Consider the following 19,235-nt stretch of genomic DNA (forward strand, 5'->3'; position numbering starts at 1 on the left):
ACCCGAAGGCGCTAGTTTGCTGCCGCGATGCAGTAGCAAACTAACTCTCCTGGGTTTTGATACAAGATCTGAGAATAAGCAAGAGCACTTTAAGCGTATTGCTGTAAGCTAAAGAGCTGAATTCTCTGCTTAAAGTTCCCCGGTTAATGCTTCAACTACCACTCACTGAATCGGGAAGAATTACCACTGACAGCGGCAACAATCAGGCCAACTTGCGATCGCACCTTCTACCCCAGCAGCCCAAACGTAAACCATGCGATCGCGCCACCACCACCGCAAAATCCGAATGAGCAAGTCAATTTGATCCCGATGAAAATCGCTTTCCAATGGTGGTTCGTCACTCCATAGATGAATGGCACTGACATAAGAGAGCAAAAAAGGCTTCAAGCGCCTGATTTGTCAGAATCAAACCGTTGAAGCCCATAACCTTGCCTCTATGATGCCGAATCGTGCGGACGTTCTCAAGGCCAACTATCAGAGCAGCATCGGTCTACCCTTTGCTGAGATGCTGCCGGAAGCAGAGATTGAAACTGTGCTGAGCGAGCAGGGAATCCGATATCGACAAGTCCTCTACACTCCCATGGTCGTCCTGTGGAGTTGGCTCTCCCAAGTGCTGGATGCCGACAGCAGTCTCAGCCATGCAGTCAAGCGAGTGGTGACCTGGATGAGCGTGTCGGGATTGGAGGTGCCCTCAGCCGATACCGGGGGCTATAGTAAAGCACGAAAACGCCTTCCCGAGTCGATATTTCCGCCCCTGTTCGAGCGGGTGGTGAGGGCGTTGCAGCGCCAAGTCTCCCCAGAGCAACGCTGGTGTGGCCGTCCGGTTAAAGCCTTTGATGCGACGACGGTCTTGATGAGTGACACGCAGGCCAACCAAGCCGAGTATCCTCAACACAGCAATCAGAAAGAGGGCTGCGGCTTTCCGATTCTCAAACTCCAAGTGTGGTTTTGTGTCACCACGGGAGCGGTTATGGCCGTGGCGATGGCTCCGTTGCGGGTGAGTGAATGGCGTCTAGCCCGCCAACTCTATCAGAAACTGCGCCCCGAGGATGTGGTGGTGGCCGATTCAGCCTATGGCACCTATGTAGATTTGGCCTGGGTCGCCCGGATGGGAGCCGATGCTGTCTTTCGCAAGCATCATCAGCGCCGCTGCGATTTCAGACGGGGCAAAAAACTGGGCATTGGCGATCACATCGTCCGCTGGCAGCGCCCGAAGCAATGCCCTCAAGCCCTCAAGCCGCAGGAGTTCGAGGCTCTGGCGGCATCCATTGAGGTGCGGGAAGTGTATCTCTTCATTCAGGTTCCTGGGTTTCGCCCGACCAACTTTGTGGTGGTAACGACGCTACTCGATCCCAACCGCTATCCCAAAGCTAAACTTGCCGAACTCTATCAGCTCCGCTGGCAGGCCGCCGAAGTTAATCTCCGGCATCTCAAAACCACCTTAGCCATGGAGATGATTGCTGCCAAAACACCCACCATGGTGAGCAAAAGTATTTGGGTGCATCTGTTGGCCTACAATCTGCTTCGCACCCTGATGTGGGAGGCGACAGCCGACGGCGAGGTCGGGGTGTTGCGAGTCTCTCTACAAGGTGCTCGGCAACAGTTCAATCACTTCCGGCCTGAGTTGCTGCATCTAGCTCCATCCGAACGACGGCGAGGCTACCAGGCCTTGTTAAACGTGGTGCGAGAGTTGGTGATTCCGTTTCGACCCAACCGTTCAGAACCCCGAGTTGTAAAGCGCCGTCCCAAACCGTTCCCAAGAATGCAGGAACCTCGCTCCGTCTTGAAAGCCAGGTTGCTAGCTTGATACAGCTTATGTCAGTGCCATTCCTCCATAGATGACTCGGTGGGCACTGTACCTCACCTGCATCAGAGGGAGTAGACCCGAGGGTGGCAGGTTGAGACATACGCCGAAGAAGATAGGGTGATTGTGAATTCTATTGTAGTCTTTGACTCAATCGCCCCTCAAAAGGTCAAAATTTTTTGAGTATAAGGCTGCCGCCACACCCTAAAAATTACTGTCTGAATAGGACTATCCCTGGATTCTATACTTGAATTCCTATTCCTGAATCAAATGTATGAAACTTAAACGCTATCAACCTACTTTTGAAGAAAAGCTCAGTGCCATTATTGGTCTAGCACTGGCACTGACGCTGATAGCAGTTGCAGCTTGGGCGCAGCGTAGGGACTTGTACGAGCAGGAAACCATGAGGGAAACTCAAGGCGTTGTTGTTGATAGCGTCAGTCGTCGTGAGCGCGATACGACTCGCAATCAAGATAAATTGACCTATGCCCCAGTGATTGAATTTCAAGCTAATGGTCAGTCGGTTCGGTTTACAGGTTGGTATGAATCCTATCGCTGGAGTAACGGTCGCGTTGTCGCTGTTCGATATGATGCAGATGAGCCAGCTACGACTGCAAAAGTAATTGATCCGCTAGCAGGTTTAATTCCTTGGCTAGTCATCGGTATGGGCGGGTTTGCCGCCGTCTGTAGCTTAGGTACATTGCTACCTGTACGACTATCGTCTGACAAGTTACCATCGTCTGATTCTTAGTCAGATCCTGGTTTTACATGCTGTAGGATTCGAAAACAAAGTCTAATGTAGCTTTGAGCTGTTCATTTAGTAATATTTAACTTACTATTAATTAGGAAAGGTCATCTGCTATCCTCTCTCTAATCTGCTGATTGACTTTAGCTAAGCTTTACTAGCTGCGATCTCACATCGGCAATGCTATCAGTTGACTATGGTTTCTTGGCTATAGTTTCACAGAGCAAATTCTAGCAGAGTTACTTGTTTGATTATTTCCTTCGTCTATTCATTCCAGTAATGGGTAGATTGAGCTCCGAAATAGATTAAGCGTTTGCTCTTCGCTCTTGCTCTTGGCTCTAATCCTGCGTATTAAGTAGGTTGGCATAAATAAACGCATCTACAAAACCGGGGGAGTGCCCCGCCGGGGCACTCCCCCGGTTTTGTAGAGATGCATTTACTTATATGCAGCTACTTAGCTTCGGGTGGAGTTTAGTTTCTTTCAGAGGGATAGAGCCTATAGGCGGTCAATGGCTGCTTTATCTGCAGTAATTAACGCTGATGTTGACTGCTTTCGCTGATGTTGACTGCTTTCACAGTGATAGCATCGAGTGGATAGCTGTAGCATAGTGGCAGTCTGGGGCAGCTTTGTCGAAGACTGATGCTAGTTGCAATCTTAATTGAATGTTTTAAGTGCTTTTTCTGGATGATTTTGCTGTTTTCCTATTTACAACTGTATTTTGATGAACGCTTAAATTCGCAGTTCGCTGAACTAATCGATATAAGCGGTTATACAAACGGCTATTTCACAGCCTGATGGTTCGTTTTGTTTTTGTTGTTTTTTCTAACGGTCTGTCCCTATGAGTTCTTCATCTTCAACCCAAACTCTTCGTCAGCTTGATGATTTGATTAAAGATATTGCTAGTTTGACTGGCATGTCACAACGACAGGTCAAAGAGCAGGTGAAAACCCTTGATGTTCCAGCGTTTAATTTCCAAGGGATTGTTCTGGTTCCTTCAGATGTTGTTGATCCACTGGTTGATCGGTGGGCAGCTGATATTAAGGCCAAGCTTCATCAAGGTGGTACAGTTGCTATTTCTAGCGCCAACGGCAGCGTTACTCCAGTTGAGGTCACGGACACGGTAGCTGAACCCACACCAAAGGCTGCATCCAAGTCTAAGAAAACCGCTAAGGCTGAACAGAACGGGGCAGCAGCAGCTAAGCCAGCGGCCAAGTCAGCGGCTAAGCCAGAACCCCAACCGGAAGCAGAAGCCAATCCGGAGCCCCAGCCAGAGGCAAAGTCTGAAGCGGAGCCAGAGGTAAAGGTTGAATCGAAGCCTGAATCGAAGCCTGAAGCAAAAACTAAAGCACCTGCACCAAAGACTGAGACGAAGCTGAGTGAATTGAAGTTACCCAAAGGTTTTAGCCAGCAGGTTTCAAATCGCTATGGTCCTACGCTGGACAAGCTGCTGCCAGAGGATTTCGAGGATCGGCTGGTGTATCTGAAAGAAATTGCCGATGAATCGTCTCTCGGCTCGAACTACCTGAATCGAATTGCAACAGTGATTCAGCGTAAGTATAAGGGCCGCACGGCGCGTAGTACGGCTTATCGCGGATTGTTGGGTAAAGCGCAGGATATGCTGGAGAACCTCAAAGCTGGCGACGCTATTATGAGCCAGCTAGAGAAAGAGACGGCTTAAGAGGTGCGCGACGCATCTAAATAAAACAACATTTTGGGGAAAGCTACGCGCCGCGTGGCTTTCCCCAAAATATATGTCCTAGTCTACGGGTGTGGTGCTACATCAGTCACGGAATCAGTAACGGAACTCGTAGACCTGGTATGAAGAGGCAGCTTAATCAGGAAGCATATTTCTGTTGATTGGCTGGTGACTTGGATTGTGCCATTCAGTGTAGCGACTAACTTCTTGACAAGGGCTAGGCCGAGTCCGGTGCCGCCATATTTCCAAGGATCACTGTTGGGTATGCGATAGAACTTCTCGAAAATGCGCGCCTGCTCAGCGGGTGGGATGCTGACACCTGTGTTCTTAATTTGAATATTCAGCGTGGTTTGATCCAAGCTAGTTTGCGCTGCAATGGTAACCGTTTCACCTGGTGGCGTGTATTTGCAGGCGTTGTTGAGCAACTCACTAATGATCCGTTCTAGGTAGTACAAATCCGTCACAATGGACGGTAAAGCAGCAGGGATTTCGAAGCAGAGCTGCTGTTGCTGCTGCCGAATCCGCTCTTCGAAGGGTTCAGCAATATGCCTGAGCCAAATTTCAGGCTTAATCTCAATCATGGACAACGGTTCGACCTCGGCATCTAAACGGCAGAGATCTAATAAGTCATCAATTAGTTGAGATTCACGCTGACATTCGATTTTGAGCATGGAGTTGTAACTGGGAATGCGATCGCATCCTGGCTTTTCTACTCCCTGGTGAAATTGTTGGCACCTCAACAATCCTTGCAGCTGCATCTCTAGCATTTCGGTGGCCATGCGAATGTTGGCCATTGGCGTACGTAGCTCATGCGATACCGTGCTGAGGAAGTCATCCTTCAGCCGATTCAAGCGCTCTAGTTCCACGACTTGGGCTTGGGCGGCTCGGTACAGATTGGCTTGGCGCAGGGCAATGCCGTACTGGTTAGCGACCTGCTGCACTAGCTGAATATCATGCTCTGTAAAGGCGTGCCCCGATCGGCTGACCAGCCACAGATCGCCCAAAACGGTTTGGTTATCCATGATGGGATAAGCCAGCAAGGCCACCCGTCCTCGATCTGAATTGGGCATCAGAGAGCAAAACTGAGAGGCTTGTCCCTGGAGGAGCTGCTCGTAAATTTCCGGCGCATTCTGCATTGGCAGCGTGCGTCCTAGATAGGAGCCGGACAGCGTGGTGTGCTCGTAGCGGACATGGGCCACTCGTTCACTGAGATCATAAAGTGAAGCGTTGCAGCCGTGAGTGCCAATCGCTTGGGCTAGCTCCTGCACGGCGGTTTGAATCTCTTGGGGTCCATTCCCCGCCGCTCTGCGGCGTAAGATCTAAGAATGAGTGAGTACATCCACAAGAGTCATAACGTAACAGTTTTGCTATACCACTTAGTGTTTCCAGCAAAGTATCGACGGGTTGTGTTTGATGAGCAAGTAGATGCGGTTCTGCGAGAGGTCTGCCTCGAAATCGAGAAACGCTACGAGGTGAAGTTTGTCGAAATTGGAGTGGACAAAGACCATGTCCATTTTCTAGTGCAGTCCGTGCCGACCTATAGTGTGACCAAACTGGTAACGATGCTGAAAAGTTTAACTGCACGAGAAGTCTTCAAACGATGCCCTCAAGTGAAGCAGAAACTTTGGGGAGGCGAGTTTTGGAGTGATGGATATTTTGCGAGTACAGTAGGCCGCCACGGGGATGAAGGAATGATCGCCAAATATGTTCAAGCCCAAGGCAAAGATTACCTCAAATTGCATCGGGATAATCAACTTGCTCTTTTTTGATTCTGATACCCCGTCCGCTTGCGGCGGGGTATTTCATTAATTTGATCTTCGTCCAGACTTTGGCGCACCTTGTCCGTAATGCGCTTCAGCATGGCTTCAAACTCATAGGCTAGCTCCAGCTCAGCCGTACGAGCTTTCACCCGCCGTTCTAGCTGAGCATTTAACATCTGCTCCCATGCCGCTTGCTGACGCAGTTCTGCTTCAGCCTGTTTGAGTTCTGTAATATTTGTACTGGTGCCAATAATGCGATCAATGCGTCCGTCAGCATTGTGCAGCGGTGCCAGGCTGGTTAACCACCAGAGCGACTGCTTCTGGAACGGAATCATTTCTTCGGAGATAATGGTGTTGCCGCTGCGTAGACAGCGCTGGCAGCGCTCTTGAATGGAGCGGGCCAGCGCTGGTGATAATACCTCTTCTGGTTTCTGGCCCTGGATAACGTCTGTAGAAATGGCGAAAAGCTGCTCATAGACCGGATTCAGTCCAGCGTACTGAATCGTGCCATCGGCGAGAACGTCAAGCACAAAAATGCCTTCCTGAATGTTGTCATAGATGCAGCGGAGGAACTGCTCCTGCTCCTGCAGGCGAGCTTCGGCTCGCTGACGTTCTGTTAGCTCGACCTGGACTTGTCGATACAGCTCTGACTGGTGAATTGCGATCGCAACTTGGGTGGCAAGCTGTTGCAGCAGTTGAATCTCCAGCCGCTGCCACTCGCGCACCGAGCGACACTGCTGCACCACCAACAATCCCCACAGCTTTTCATCCGCCACGATGGGCACGGCTAGATTAGCGCGGACTTGGAACTGGGCGAGTAGCTCCACGTGGCAGGGGGTTAGCTGAGCGGCGTAAATGTCGGTGACGGCGTGAACCCGACCCTGGCGATACAGCTCGGCGTAAATATCGTTAAAGTAGCAGTCGTTAATTTCTCGACCGAGAACCGACTGCCAATCTTTGCCAACCGCTTCAGCGACGACTCGGCCACCCACAGCCGGATCGAGGCAGTAAGCTAATACGCGATCGCAGTTAAAAAACTCTTTTACCTCAGCCACGGTGGTATTCAGGATATCCTCTAACTGAAGCGACTGGCGGATGCGCTCTGTCATCTTACGGATCAGTGATTCCTGCTGATGGGCCTGTTGTAGTTCGTGAGTACGCTGCTGCACTCGCACTTCCAGCAGTTGATTGAGCTGCTGCAGCTGTTCTTGGCTGTCAACGCGATAACTGCGATCGCGATTTTCTCGCAGGACGAGCAGATGATGCTGGGGACGATAATCAGGCAGCAGCGTACAGGTGACGGGCAGAAGAACACCATTTCGCCCTCTTGCAGATAAATTTGGCTCTGGATTATCCTGCTGAAATAGCCAGGGTAGGGTAACAGGAGTTGAACCCGACTCTAGCAAATCCGATAGGCAACAGCCCAGCAGATAAGCCCGCGAGTAGCCGAGCAGTTGGCTGGCCGCAGGATTGGCTTCCACACAATGACCCTGATGATTAACGATGAGTACGGCATCTGATAGAGCCGATAGCAACATTGTGAACTGTCGCTGCTGCTGGTGGATTTGGGCAATGGCCTGTACCTGTTCAGTTTGGTCGAAGCAGGTATAGCACAGGACGGGGACAGGATGCTCTTCACCCGTTAGCCGCTTGACGTGCACAATGAGATGCCGCAGTTGACCCGCTTGATCAACTGTTTCAACTGGCAGATTTCGCAACTCACCCTGCTGCGCTAGCTCTTCTAGCGAAAACAAGCCGCTGCCCAGCAAGTGACGAATGTTGCCCATCTGCTCAACTTGCTGCACGGAATATCCCAGCAATGCTTGGATGGAGGCGCTAATAAACTGAAACTCACCCGCTTCGGTGGTGAGAATCACGGTATCGGCCAAATTGTCGAGCATAGCAAGGGCTAATGGTTGAAATCCCGGCACGAAAGACTGGGCCATTGGTTTCCTACTTACTTGAGTAGTTGTGCGATCGCAGTTCATAGCAGTAGCAGCGTGATAAGCGCGATCTGAGAAGTTAGTTGTGCTGTCTACCCTTAGGATTGCCCGCTAAATTTTGAGAAGTTTAAAATCTAAACAAAAGTTGAATTTGGTATACGAAATGACAAAGAACTCATTGCACCAAAACCCGAAGAGGTTAGTCTGTCACTGCAACACAGCCATCAACTAACCTCTCCGGGTTCTCAATTTGTAAGATGCCTATGCGAATAAGGGCACTAGCCACCCGACCTCACGCGATTGCCAAGAAACCACCACAGTTCGCCAGCCATCAAAGCGAGTCCGCCAATTGTCACTAGTGCTTTCACGCCCAGTGGCTGATCGATAGGTTGAAATGAGGTATCCGGATCGGTTGTGGGGTCTGTCATTGAGTTGGGCATAGAATCGGGCATTGAGTGTGGCATAGAACCCAGCATAGAATCTGTCATCGGCTGGGCCATATAGCGTTCAGTTAGCGAACTATCCCAGCCCGTGACTTTGGCCTGATAAGGAGTAGAAGCGACAGTTGGTGCAGCGATTGTCAGAAAAGTCCCAACTAGCAAGCCACTCCAGATAAGCGCGGATTGGGGAGATGCAATCGCAGTTTTATTGGATTGGTTGTTAGGTGGTTGGGGGGAGTGGTTCATGGGTTCATGGGTTTGTGGGGAGATGGGGAGTAGGGAAGTAGGGGAGTAGGGGAGTAGGGGAGATGTAGGGCTGCTAGGGGCGAATGGATTTGGGTTGGAAGCGGCGGAGTCGGAGGGCATTGGTGACGACGGAGACGGAGCTGAAGGCCATTGCGGCTCCGGCGATGATGGGGTTTAACAGCCAGCCTGTGAGGGGGAAGAGGACGCCTGCGGCGATGGGAATACCCAAGACGTTGTAGATGAAGGCAAAGAATAAATTTTGGCGGATGTTCTGCATGGTGGCGCGACTGAGCTGAATGGCGGTCACGATTCCCTGTAAGTCACCAGAGATTAGGGTAATATCGCTGGCTGCGATCGCAACGTCGGTACCTGTGCCAATGGCAATGCCGACATCGGCTTGGGCAAGTGCGGGCGCGTCGTTGATGCCGTCACCCACCATTGCCACTCGCTTGGGTTCTCCACGCTTGTCTTCTCGCTGAAGCTGGAGGATTTGCTCCGCTTTCTGATCGGGACGCACTTCGGCAAAAACGCGATGAATCCCGGCTTCTCGTGCGATCGCTTCTGCTGTGGCGCGATTGTCGCCCGTCAGCATCACCACGTCTAGTCCCAGGCGGCGCAGGCGGTGCACCGCCTCAGCCGACGAGGGTTTCAGGGCATCAGCAATGCCAAAGATCGCTTCGACATCTTGATCAACCGCTAGCCACACCACCGTCTTACCCTCAGTTTCAATCCGTTCCGCCTGCACCTGGAGAGCCGCAGTGTTTAAGCCCAGCTCTCTCAACCAGCGGGCGGTGCCGATGTGTACCATTCGATCTGACACAATTGCCTGCACGCCGCTGCCTGCCACTGCGTCAAAATCCCGAGCAGTCGTCAGATCCACTTCTTGCGATCGCGCATATTGCACCAGCGCTTCGGCCAAGGGATGCTCCGAGTTCTGCTCGACTGAAGCGGCGAGCCGGATCAGCTTCAGCTCATTCTGATTGGCTGTTCCCTGCACCGTCACAAAGTCAGTCACTGTGGGCTGCCCCTGCGTCAGCGTGCCCGTTTTATCCAGCACAATCGTTTCAATCTTATGTGCCACTTCTAGGCTATCGGCTCCCTTAATCAAAATGCCGTTTTCTGCACCTTTACCCGTGCCGACCATCACTGATGTCGGAGTCGCCAAGCCCAGCGCGCAGGGACAGGCAATAATCAGCACGCCCACCATCGTCACCAGCGCCAGCGTGAGATTGCCCATGACGTTAAACCAAATGATGAACGTCAAAAGTGCGATCGCAATCACCACGGGCACGAACCAGCCCGTCACCTGATCCGCCAATCGCTGAATGGGAGCCTTTGCGCTTTGAGCCTGCTGCACCAGCTGCACGATTTGCGCCAGCACCGTATCGCGGCCAATTCGGGTTGCCTGGAACTGGAAACTGCCCGTCTTATTAATCGTTGCGCCAATCACCTCATCCCCTGACTGCTTCTGTACCGGAATGCTTTCCCCCGTCACCATTGACTCATCAATCGTCGAGGAACCCTCGGTGACGACGCCATCCACCGGAATCTTCTCACCCGGACGCACCAGCACGATATCGCCCACCTGTACTGATTCGATCGGCACATCAACGGTTTGGCCATCCCGCACCAGCCGCGCCGTTTTGGCCTGTAGACCAATCAGCTTGCGAATGGCCTCCGAGGTTTGTCCCTTGGCTCGCTGCTCCAGTAGCCGACCCAGCAGAATCAGCGTAATCACAACGGCTGCCGATTCGTAATAGACCGCAGGCGACAGACTCTGACGAGCGAAAAACTCTGGAAACAGCGTCAAAATTAGCGTTACGACAACCGAATAGAAAAATGCTGCACTAGTACCCAGCGCAATTAACGTATCCATCGTCGCCGTGTGCCGCCAGAACGACTTCCAGCTATTGATATAGAACTGATAGCCACACCAAAACTGCACAGGCAGCGTCAGCAGCAACTGCACCCAGGGATGATGCAGCCACGCCGGAATCCAGCCAATCTCCAGGCCCGTCATCATCGGAATTGAGCCAAACACCAAAATGGCGCTGATCACGCCACCAACGATCACCCGCCGCTGCAACTGCTGTAGCTTTTCCTGAGCCGCCTCTTCCGCTGCCTCGCTGCTGCGCTCATCCTCCAGCGGAAAAGCACTGTAGCCAGCATCTGCGATCGCAGCTTGAATCTGCTGCAAACTGGTTTGGCGGGGATGATATTGAATCGATGCCTGCTCCATGCCAAAGTTGACGCTGCATTCATCAACTCCCGATACAGAGCGAATTGCATTTTCGATGGCGTTGGCACAGCCTGCACAGCTCATGCCCTGAAGTTTTAAGGTTGCCTGTTCCATAGGTGAGCTCCTGCGAGAAGGGCTATTCCTATGATGAACCCTCTAGTTAGGTAGAGAGTCAAGTGTTAAGCACAATACCGCGTAAATACCGTTGACGAGCGTCAGAGAAGCAATAGGGATCAAAGAGCCCGTTCCAAATCTGTAACTTAAACAACTATTTATAAGTTTCCCAAAGCCCATCGTGCTGCGGCGTTAGAGCCAACAGTTGCCTCGTCCTTTAACCCCAGTTAATCATAATTGAACTTTATTTAACCCTGGCTTTACCCATTGCTTAGCATTGATGTGAGAGTATTTCACTGAGTAAAAACCCTGAATTTGGGTGTAGCATTTCAGCGGCATTTTTTGTCTCGCAGTGTTTAGCTCAAACTGTCCTTTCATAGCTTGATTTAGAAAATCCATTGAATCCTCCAAAATTCTCTAGATTCTAAATCAATTGAACGTTTAGAGATAATCAAAGAAAAAATGCTCAGTAAATGCCTTGGTTTTCGTTGTTCAACTCAGCGGTTTTTTATGACTGCTATTGCTGCTTCAATAGCACTGTCGAGTATCGGTGTATCTAGCGTCTCAGCAGCTCAAGTTGGCGCGAATTCTTTCACCGTAGATTTGGAAATCCCAAATCAATTAAGATACACCAGTGCAATTCAGCAGGCTGAGATGCTGGCAAGATCTGAAATTACCAAGCAGTTCAATCTTAATCCTGGTCTAAATGAAGTTCAAGTTGTTGTACTAGGACATTACGTTGGCGATATTGTCCCTCTTCTAATCGTTAATGTTTCCCGTGAGCAATGGCAATCTTCACCTCAGGTTGATAGATGGGGCAGCTACTACAGCGCGACTTATGCATTACTCAGTCGCCATGACGAGGACAACAGTGAAACTGATAATCGGATAGCGCGCTCCTCTCGAAGTGCGAGCGGCGTCAATCCCCAATCGCAGTCACAAGAGTTTGTTGATGAAGCAGAGGCCAGGGTTCAGGTTGAGTCAGCCTTTAGAGATGGTCTACTGACGCGAGAGGAATATCAGCAATCTGTTGATGCTTTAGACTAATTGATCTTTAAAGTATTGTTCTATCGATACCACTGCATCAGGTTTCAACACTCCGGACAGATTTAGGAGACTATCGCCCCGTAATCAAGCAGCTTTTGGTAATTAGGATGGGATTTAATAAAAGTCGGCTCCAAGTCAAACTGGTCAATAAATCGGTCTAAAAGATGTTGGTTGAGGGCCAGTCGTTTGAAAGAGGCGAGCGAGAAGCTCAGCGAATCATCGTCTTTCTGGTTGTTTTGCAACGCGACTTTAGCCAGGTTCAGTGCCATCAAACTGGCATTGACATGGGTGTCTATCGCTTCGGCAGAGCGAGCTTGACAGTCCACTAACCCGGTAAACTGACGAGCATCACGGAAAATAAATTCAATCTGAAATCGGGCCGTGTAGCACCGGTAAAGGAGGAACGGGTCAATGTTGAGGTCGGTAGAAAACAGCACGACATAACTGCGGCGACCCCGATGCTCTTTGAGCAGATAGGCCAACCGGATGTTGCGCTTGAGGCTGACCGACCAAACGATGGCGGTATAAAGATAAACTCCATCGTCCAAGCGTTTGACCAACTGAAATCGTCGGTGGTCTTGCAGGTTGACCTTGCCGTCAAAGCGTCGAGGAGCACCTCGCCCTTGGTATGGCCCCTCATAGAGGAACTTGAGGTTGGCATCACAGCGCAGTTTGCCAATCGCATGAAACCCGAGTTGCACCACGCCAGTGACCCACTTGTACTTGCTGTAAAACCCGTCGGCGACAATGTAGCGAATCCAAGTGGGGAAGAACGTCAGGCAGTAGGCCAGATGCCCCAGATAGAAGTCAATCCGGTTGCCCTTCGCGCCCTTTCCCTGTTTCGAAGACGCTCTCAAATGAGGTAAGTCTGCCTCGGTTTGCTGGGCAGACAGCGTGTACCCTGTATTCTGCTCCAGATCGACAATCGCCACCACTGACAGTTCTAAGCCCCGTTCTGGACGCTGGGTTTTACCGTTGTAGAACTGGTCTAGACCGTAGGTGTGCCGTCCACTTTTTTCCATAAAGGTGCAATCGACCACTGCGACCTGAACCGCCTCGTCTCGTCTTAATGGTTCTATCAGTGCTTGATTGAGTCCTTCGAAGCCAATGCCCCGTTCGAAGTGTCGACGGTAACTTCGCTCGCTTAAGTCACTGTAACGACTGAGGTTGGCGTAGTTCACCTTGCCACAGACCACGAAAATTGTGGTCATCAAGGTCAACAAAAACTGTTGTTGGGGTTTACCAAATGGCCTGCTGTCTCCAGCAAACCGGTTAGAATCCGATTGAGGCTATCCATTGGTGCGACATGTTAGGTACATTCGCACTCTACACGGTGGATAGCTTTCTTCGCACTCTCCCAAAAACTGTCCGGACTGTTGAGGTTTATTATTTGTTAAAAAACAATAAACCTGATGTAATAAGCTTCCTATTGTTCATTCCAATTCCACTCTTCATGGAAGCTCAACTTAACTTTCATGCTTCTTTTGTCAGCAGCGCTTACTGAAAAACGAGTTAGATGCAGAACATAATCAATTTCATGAATTGCAGGCTTTATATTCGCTTAAATTCAATTTAGGCGATCGCTGATTAAGTAACTGTCAAATCTAAAAGAAATATTGTTATACTCCCTACTTGTTGGCAGGATAATGCGTTATTTTGATTCTCAATTTTGTCAAATAATAAACTAATTTTAACCATAAATTTGCTTTCTAATTTCTAATAGATGATAGTTTGTGATCGTGATTTTAATTCTCTGATATAGTGCAAATCGGAACAGAGATTCCAGGGTAAATCTTTCTTCTAAACTTTCAGAGAATCAGTAGAACGCCTTGTTCCGATCAAAGTCGAATTTTTTACCCATTACTATTGCCGATTCCGAGATATAGTCGCTCTCAAAATTATTTAGCGACGGTACATGTTGATTATTCCTAGAGGGTTGAGAACATCATGTCTAAGCTTTCACGTCGACAGTTTGTCGCGTTGATGTCAGCCGCAGCGGCAGGCACTGCATTGGCTCCTATGGGTATGCTAAATGCCCGCAGAGCAATGGCTCAGGGTAGCTGTGACTTGGCCAGCTTCAGTGTTAACGGCTTTGGCCCAATTAGTCCTAAGTTGCCTTTGAATACGATGGAGCTGCCTAGCGACATTCGAAATGTTCCCTTGCTGAGCTTACCTGATAAGTTTCAGTACACTGCTATTTCCATTGAGGGACAACCGATGTCCGATGGCGGAATAGTTCCGGGTAATCATGATGGTATGGCTGCTTTTCAGGGACGCCAGGGCAACTACATCTTGGTTCGTAACCATGAGCAAAGTATTGGTGGTGCAACTATCGCTCAAAATGGTAAGCGGTATGATTCGTTTAATGGATCTGCTGCAGGTGGCACTTCTACCGTTGAAGTTGACCGTAACGGTAGAGTCGTCAGAGATTATGTTTCTCTAAGTGGCACCATCCGCAACTGTGCTGGTGGTCACTACCTACTGGGGTTCCTGGATTACTTGCGAGGAGAATACAACAACTCCTTCTGGAGATCCGATGGCTACGAAGAAGCATGGATATAACTTCGAGGTCCCCTCTCAACTGGGTGAAGCTGTTGAAGCGATTCCTTTGATCGATATGGGTCGGATGAATCACGAAGCTGTTTCAGTTGACCCGCAGAGTGGCTATGTCTACGAAACGGAAGACCGTGGCGACAGTATCTATTACAAGTTTGTACCCAAGCGAAAGTCTCGTCGCTTTGGCGATTTGCAAGAGGGTGGTGACCTTTATGCAATGGTGATCAAAAAAGATCAAACCTCTAACTGCACGGGTGAGCCTTTACCAACCAGCATCTTAAACGGTACAGAGGTTGTAGATACGCGTGGACTTGAGGGTGGCGCGTCCGGCAGCATCTTGGCGTTCTTGGGTCAACCGCTTGCAGTCGAGTGGGTCAAGCTAGAAGACGTTGATCCTGAAGAAGATACTCTGCGGTTTGAAGCACAAGCCAAGGGTGCAGCCGTTTGGTATCGCGGTGAGGGCGCTTGGTATCACCAAGGCAAGCACTACTGGGTTTGCAGCAATGCAGGTGATGAAGGAGAAGGCCAAGTTTGGGCTTATGATCCCGCAACCGAGACGGTTACTCTGATCGTCGAATCGACCGACGAAAACCTGCTAGATGGCCCGGACAACATCACTGTTGCCCGTGATGGCACGATCTATCTCTGTGAAGACGGCAGCAGCGGCACCTTTGGTGCACCGAACTACAGCCAGCGGGTTGTCGGTGTAGATGCTTCGGGTGGTCTGTTTAACTTCGCCCAAAACATCATCCCAGGCAACACCAGTGAGTTTGCAGGTGCCTGCTTCTCACCCAATGGTCAGTACATGTACGTTAATGCTCAAGGAGCAGGCATCACTTATGCCATCTGGCGAACGGATAATCGCCCAGTTGCTCTGAGAGGTTTCACTCGATAGCGCTTAATTTCGATAAGATTGCAGCTACAGCCCCAGCTAGTTAGGTAGAAACATCTGTGTGAAGTGGCTTTAAGCCGCTCCACACAGATGTTCCAGTCAGAATACAAATGGCGGAAGCTAGATTTTGGGTGCGATCGCAAACCACGCAAACTATACAAACCACGCAAACCAGCTGACCTAGTAATTCACATCTTAAAAACCGCATGCAGACAATATCTTGGTCCGTTTCTGCTTGGAAACAGCTCAAGCGAGGCGAAATCACCTGTGAGATGGCGCTTAGGCTTCTGTGCAATGAGCAGGGTAGCCTCAATTTGGAGGTGCTAGATGAGGAAGTGTGCAGTCGCTTCTTTCAGCATTTTCCAGGGCAGCAGCTACCGCCAGTAGTTCCGCTACTGCTTTGGCAAAACTGCTTCTATCTAGGCAGTCCCAGCGAAATCGCGCCAGAGATTTTGACGCAACTTAGCGATCGCACACTCACAACTATTCAAATCGTGTCGATTACGGCCAAGAGCTATCGAGCTTGGCACCACAGTCGCACCATTGATCTCAATCAAATTCAAGCTGGCCCACTGCTCGATCCGCTGTCTGGAGAACACCTACAGGAAGATGCCGGAGAAACGACTGAGCTCTTTCTGGCTAAGGCAGAAGGCCAGCGGGAACGGATCAAAGCCATTATCTCCAGTGCCTTACGCTACCGAGCCAGCGATATTCACCTGGAGCCAACCGAAGCCGGCTTACGGGTGCGCTACCGGATTGACGGCGTACTGCGTAACATCACAACGCTACCGCTGGAGGTGAGTCGGCGGGTGGTCGTGGCGCTCAAAGTAATGGCCAATATGGACATTGCTGACAGTCGCCGTCCCCAAGATGGCCGCATCGGTGAGCAGTATGCCCTCGGTCAGGATGCAGGCCTGGAGATGGATATGCGGGTGAGTACGCTGCCCTGCGTCGGCGGCGAAAAGGCCGTTGTGCGGCTGCTGCCCCGTAAAAACCCCTTCTCCACCATCGATAAATTAGGCTTTTCGGCCAAGTCTTTGACTACCTATAAGTCTTGGCTGCGGCAACCCCAAGGCCTGATTGTGTTTACCGGCCCTACGGGTTCAGGTAAAACCAGTACTTTGTACACCAGCCTACAAGCGATCGCAACTGAAGATGTCAATGTGGTGACGGTGGAAGACCCGGTTGAGTACGTCTTACCCTGTATTACTCAAACGCAAGTCAATGAGGCAGCAGGCATGACGTTTGCGGCAGGGCTGCGAGCAATTCTGCGCCAAGATCCCGACATCATTATGGTGGGGGAGGTGCGCGACCACGCCACCGCCGAAACCGCTGTGCGAGCTGCTCTGACAGGTCACCTGGTGTTTACGACACTGCACACGAACGATGCAGTGGGAGCCATCCCCCGCATTAAAGACATTGGCCCTGATCCAGGTTTGATTAGTGATGCGCTGTTAGGGGTCGTTGCTCAGCGACTTGTGCGCCGTATTTGCCCCCACTGCAGCGAACCTGCCCGACCTAATCCCCAAGGATTGAAGCTGCTGGGGCTGGATAAAAAGCAGGTGAGTCAGGCCAACTGGCAGCAGGGGAAAGGCTGTAGCCACTGTTTGCAGTCGGGCTATTTGGGCCGTGAGGCAATTGTGGAACTGCTGGAGGTAGACGATCGCATTCGTGAAATCATGTATGACGGCACGATCACTCAGCTTCACCGCTACCTTAACAAGATTGATTTTATGTCGTTCCGCAACGCGGCAATTGAAAAAGTCTTAATGGGGATTACAACTGTCGATGAAGTGCTGCGAGTCCTGCCCCGCACCGCGCTCAATCGGCAGTCGAACTACGATGCTGACACGATTCAGCTATTGCCCACCGTTCCCGAACCGTCTGCGGCGGCAACCTAATACGACAATTTTTACGTTGACTATGAACAGGCCGTCCCAGCGGGGCGACCTGTTCATAGTCAACATCGCTTACTCGCAGGCTTCTAGCTGCGTCATCCGCATCACAATTGTATCGATCGCATCTAGCATCACCGATCCCGATTGACCAGGCTGATTGATCAAAATACTAAACACCACTGATTCACCACTGGGCGCATCCATATATCCCGATAAAGCTCGAACGCCGCGTAGCGTTCCGGTTTTTGCCCGCACGCGCCCTTGGGCCACTGTGCCCGAAAACCGCGATCGCAGTGTGCCCGTCATACCGGCCACAGGCAGCGACTGGTAAAATAAATCCCGATTTTCTACCGTCTGCATCGCTTCCAACAGAGCTACTAGCGTAGTCGGCTGCACCATGTTGTAGCGTGACAGGCCGGAACCATCCACCTGGCGGAAACCATAGGGATTAACCCCAAGCGTTTCCATGACCGTTTGTATCCGTGGCTGTCCGCCCAGATTACGGAATAGTGAATCCGCTAAGTAATTATCACTATCACGATTAATTGTGCGAATCTCGTCCAGCCAGCTAGTGTAAGCACCAAAATTGCGCTGGTCAAATAACTGCAGCGCCGTTGCCGTTGTCAGCAACTTGATATTTGAGGCCGGAATAAAGTACTCATCGGCATTGTGGCTATACAGCACCTCACCGGAGTTGAGGGATTTTACTAAGATGCCCCACTGTGCCGAGGCAAAGGATGGCTGATTAATTACCGAATCAATCACAGCACCGAGATCTGCCGGACACAGTCGCGCCGCCGTGTAGGACTGGGCAACCTGAAATGCTTCGGCTTCGGCATCCATCGATAGGGTCGATGTAGTTACATTTCTGGACGGTGCCGATTGCGCGATCGCAGATCGAGGCATAGCCGCACCGAAGGCGAGACTTGTGGTTAGAACAGATGTCATTACCACAGCAGGAACGACATTCAAGCGGAGTAAGGAATTCTGCATAAATTGCTTCAAAAACCAAGACACAACAGCGAACCAGAGTGAAAACTCTCTCAGGAGAGCAGTGAGTGAGATCGAGTCGGTGAAACAGTTTGGATGTTAAAACCAGATTTTGCCTGCGTTGTATGACTGGATGGAGACAGAGATGTTTCCGCATGGGTTCAAGCTGATTCCAGTTGATCCAGTCCCGTGCTTTGGTCGTTACCCTAAATCTTTAGGAAAGTTTAAGGTATGTTATCCCATATTTGGCACCTTGCAAATCAGGACTCCCATCAGCAGTTAGTTAATCACACGGATATTTTAATGGTTTAAATTGAACAAATTAGTTAAGCGTAAATACTTATAATTGAACAGATATCTACTTCTCTTCATCAAGAAATGTGCAAAATACTGTCAGCCAACTGGGGACTATAGGTTCTAGAAAATAGGAATGTAGATTGGCAAATGCTGAGGATTGAATACTGAGTTCTGAGCGCACAAAATTTGCTTTATATCTCACGCTTAGCGACTCCCTGCTTTAGGCCTTGAGGATTACGAAGAAACAGGCCCAGTTCTGCGGAATAGTCTGAGAAATAGTATAAAGCTATAGATAGAAATATAGATATAAAATTTGATAGCTAAATAATTATATTTTTTGTAAAGTGCCCGTATAAGGTGTTTTGCAGCAGGTATTTTGCAGAGAACAACCAAAGTTTTACATGTCAATTGGGTATCAGCAGATTAACATCGCTCAGCACAAAAGCTTCACGAGAACTTCATTTTTTCCTAGAGATATTGTGTTCATTGTAAAGCTGCTGTGGGTTAAGCCGTGCGTGGTTTGACGGTTGATTGGCTTAATCAAACGGTCGAATAATAAATATACTG

The 19,235-nt window shown here is 50.2% G+C and carries 15 protein-coding genes; 8 read left to right on the plus strand and 7 right to left on the minus strand.

Going from position 1 to position 19,235, the window contains the following annotated elements:
* Positions 1 to 180: 180 nt before the first annotated feature.
* The gene (locus AC286M_RS04550; RefSeq protein ID WP_488203258.1) at positions 181 to 387 is read right to left on the minus strand and encodes a hypothetical protein; all 207 of its coding nucleotides are present in this window, start codon (positions 385 to 387) and stop codon (positions 181 to 183) included.
* A gap of 49 nt (positions 388 to 436) precedes the next feature.
* Here AC286M_RS04550 and AC286M_RS04555 point away from each other — a divergent pair, with 49 nt between their 5' ends.
* The 3 genes from AC286M_RS04555 to AC286M_RS04565 all read left to right on the plus strand — a co-directional run bounded on the left by AC286M_RS04555 (position 437) and on the right by AC286M_RS04565 (position 4,228).
* Positions 437 to 1,807, plus strand: a complete 1,371-nt coding sequence (locus AC286M_RS04555; RefSeq protein ID WP_488202900.1) for an IS4 family transposase — start codon at positions 437 to 439, stop codon at positions 1,805 to 1,807.
* Between the two features lie 271 nt (positions 1,808 to 2,078).
* Positions 2,079 to 2,555, plus strand: a complete 477-nt coding sequence (locus tag AC286M_RS04560) for a DUF3592 domain-containing protein (protein WP_488203259.1) — start codon at positions 2,079 to 2,081, stop codon at positions 2,553 to 2,555.
* A gap of 833 nt (positions 2,556 to 3,388) precedes the next feature.
* Complete coding sequence (locus tag AC286M_RS04565) at positions 3,389 to 4,228, plus strand: hypothetical protein (RefSeq protein ID WP_488203260.1); 840 nt, start codon at positions 3,389 to 3,391, stop codon at positions 4,226 to 4,228.
* An 83-nt stretch (positions 4,229 to 4,311) separates the two neighbouring features.
* Here the strand turns inward: AC286M_RS04565 and AC286M_RS04570 are convergent, their stop codons facing one another.
* Positions 4,312 to 5,514, minus strand: coding sequence for a GAF domain-containing sensor histidine kinase (locus tag AC286M_RS04570; protein WP_488203261.1), 1,203 nt, complete (start codon positions 5,512 to 5,514; stop codon positions 4,312 to 4,314).
* Positions 5,515 to 5,571: 57 nt separating this feature from the next.
* Between AC286M_RS04570 and tnpA the strand changes: the two genes are divergently transcribed.
* A complete protein-coding gene (tnpA, locus tag AC286M_RS04575; protein WP_488202591.1) occupies positions 5,572 to 6,015 on the plus strand; it encodes an IS200/IS605 family transposase in 444 nt (147 codons plus the stop codon).
* Here tnpA and AC286M_RS04580 read toward each other — a convergent pair.
* From AC286M_RS04580 to AC286M_RS04590, 3 genes are all read right to left on the minus strand, one after another.
* Complete coding sequence (locus AC286M_RS04580; protein WP_488203262.1) at positions 5,997 to 7,952, minus strand: GAF domain-containing protein; 1,956 nt, start codon at positions 7,950 to 7,952, stop codon at positions 5,997 to 5,999. The two genes, tnpA and AC286M_RS04580, sit on opposite strands and share 19 nt — an antisense overlap.
* Positions 7,953 to 8,227: 275 nt before the next feature.
* Positions 8,228 to 8,635, minus strand: coding sequence for a hypothetical protein (locus tag AC286M_RS04585; RefSeq protein WP_488203263.1), 408 nt, complete (start codon positions 8,633 to 8,635; stop codon positions 8,228 to 8,230).
* Between the two features lie 73 nt (positions 8,636 to 8,708).
* Complete coding sequence (locus AC286M_RS04590) at positions 8,709 to 10,988, minus strand: heavy metal translocating P-type ATPase (RefSeq protein ID WP_488203264.1); 2,280 nt, start codon at positions 10,986 to 10,988, stop codon at positions 8,709 to 8,711.
* Between the two features lie 510 nt (positions 10,989 to 11,498).
* On the opposite strand from AC286M_RS04590, the gene AC286M_RS04595 reads away from it, so the two are divergent.
* Positions 11,499 to 12,035 (plus strand): hypothetical protein, encoded by a 537-nt coding sequence (locus AC286M_RS04595; RefSeq protein ID WP_488203265.1) that lies wholly within the window; start codon positions 11,499 to 11,501, stop codon positions 12,033 to 12,035.
* A 62-nt stretch (positions 12,036 to 12,097) separates the two neighbouring features.
* Here the strand turns inward: AC286M_RS04595 and AC286M_RS04600 are convergent, their stop codons facing one another.
* Positions 12,098 to 13,246 (minus strand): transposase, encoded by a 1,149-nt coding sequence (locus AC286M_RS04600; RefSeq protein ID WP_488203201.1) that lies wholly within the window; start codon positions 13,244 to 13,246, stop codon positions 12,098 to 12,100.
* 736 nt (positions 13,247 to 13,982) lie between these two features.
* Here AC286M_RS04600 and AC286M_RS04605 point away from each other — a divergent pair.
* The 3 genes from AC286M_RS04605 (at position 13,983) to AC286M_RS04615 (ending at position 17,384) form a co-directional block, all read left to right on the plus strand.
* Positions 13,983 to 14,597, plus strand: coding sequence for an alkaline phosphatase PhoX (locus AC286M_RS04605; protein ID WP_488203266.1), 615 nt, complete (start codon positions 13,983 to 13,985; stop codon positions 14,595 to 14,597).
* On the plus strand, positions 14,503 to 15,486 hold the full coding sequence (locus tag AC286M_RS04610; protein WP_488203607.1) for an alkaline phosphatase PhoX: 984 nt from the start codon (positions 14,503 to 14,505) through the stop codon (positions 15,484 to 15,486). Before AC286M_RS04605 ends, AC286M_RS04610 begins: the two co-directional genes overlap by 95 nt.
* A gap of 203 nt (positions 15,487 to 15,689) precedes the next feature.
* On the plus strand, positions 15,690 to 17,384 hold the full coding sequence (locus tag AC286M_RS04615) for a GspE/PulE family protein (RefSeq protein ID WP_488203267.1): 1,695 nt from the start codon (positions 15,690 to 15,692) through the stop codon (positions 17,382 to 17,384).
* Between the two features lie 69 nt (positions 17,385 to 17,453).
* On the opposite strand, the gene dacB is transcribed toward AC286M_RS04615, so the two are convergent.
* Positions 17,454 to 18,374: a D-alanyl-D-alanine carboxypeptidase/D-alanyl-D-alanine endopeptidase gene (dacB, locus tag AC286M_RS04620; RefSeq protein WP_488203268.1), complete on the minus strand. Its 921-nt coding sequence runs from the start codon at positions 18,372 to 18,374 to the stop codon at positions 17,454 to 17,456.
* Positions 18,375 to 19,235: the final 861 nt, after the last annotated feature.

It is taken from the genome of Thainema salinarum CENA647, assembly GCF_057732415.1.

Bases quoted from the DNA above. Each gene is read 5' to 3' on its own strand.
- AC286M_RS04555 (WP_488202900.1), top strand. From the start codon at position 437: ATGATGCCGAATCGTGCGGACGTTCTCAAGGCCAACTATCAGAGCAGC.
- AC286M_RS04560 (WP_488203259.1), top strand. From the start codon at position 2,079: ATGAAACTTAAACGCTATCAACCTACTTTTGAAGAAAAGCTCAGTGCC.
- AC286M_RS04565 (WP_488203260.1), top strand. From the start codon at position 3,389: ATGAGTTCTTCATCTTCAACCCAAACTCTTCGTCAGCTTGATGATTTG.
- tnpA (WP_488202591.1), top strand. From the start codon at position 5,572: ATGAGTGAGTACATCCACAAGAGTCATAACGTAACAGTTTTGCTATAC.
- AC286M_RS04580 (WP_488203262.1), bottom strand. From the start codon at position 7,952: ATGGCCCAGTCTTTCGTGCCGGGATTTCAACCATTAGCCCTTGCTATG.
- AC286M_RS04585 (WP_488203263.1), bottom strand. From the start codon at position 8,635: ATGAACCACTCCCCCCAACCACCTAACAACCAATCCAATAAAACTGCG.
- AC286M_RS04590 (WP_488203264.1), bottom strand. From the start codon at position 10,988: ATGGAACAGGCAACCTTAAAACTTCAGGGCATGAGCTGTGCAGGCTGT.
- AC286M_RS04595 (WP_488203265.1), top strand. From the start codon at position 11,499: ATGACTGCTATTGCTGCTTCAATAGCACTGTCGAGTATCGGTGTATCT.
- AC286M_RS04600 (WP_488203201.1), bottom strand. From the start codon at position 13,246: ATGACCACAATTTTCGTGGTCTGTGGCAAGGTGAACTACGCCAACCTC.
- AC286M_RS04605 (WP_488203266.1), top strand. From the start codon at position 13,983: ATGTCTAAGCTTTCACGTCGACAGTTTGTCGCGTTGATGTCAGCCGCA.
- AC286M_RS04615 (WP_488203267.1), top strand. From the start codon at position 15,690: ATGCAGACAATATCTTGGTCCGTTTCTGCTTGGAAACAGCTCAAGCGA.
- dacB (WP_488203268.1), bottom strand. From the start codon at position 18,374: ATGCAGAATTCCTTACTCCGCTTGAATGTCGTTCCTGCTGTGGTAATG.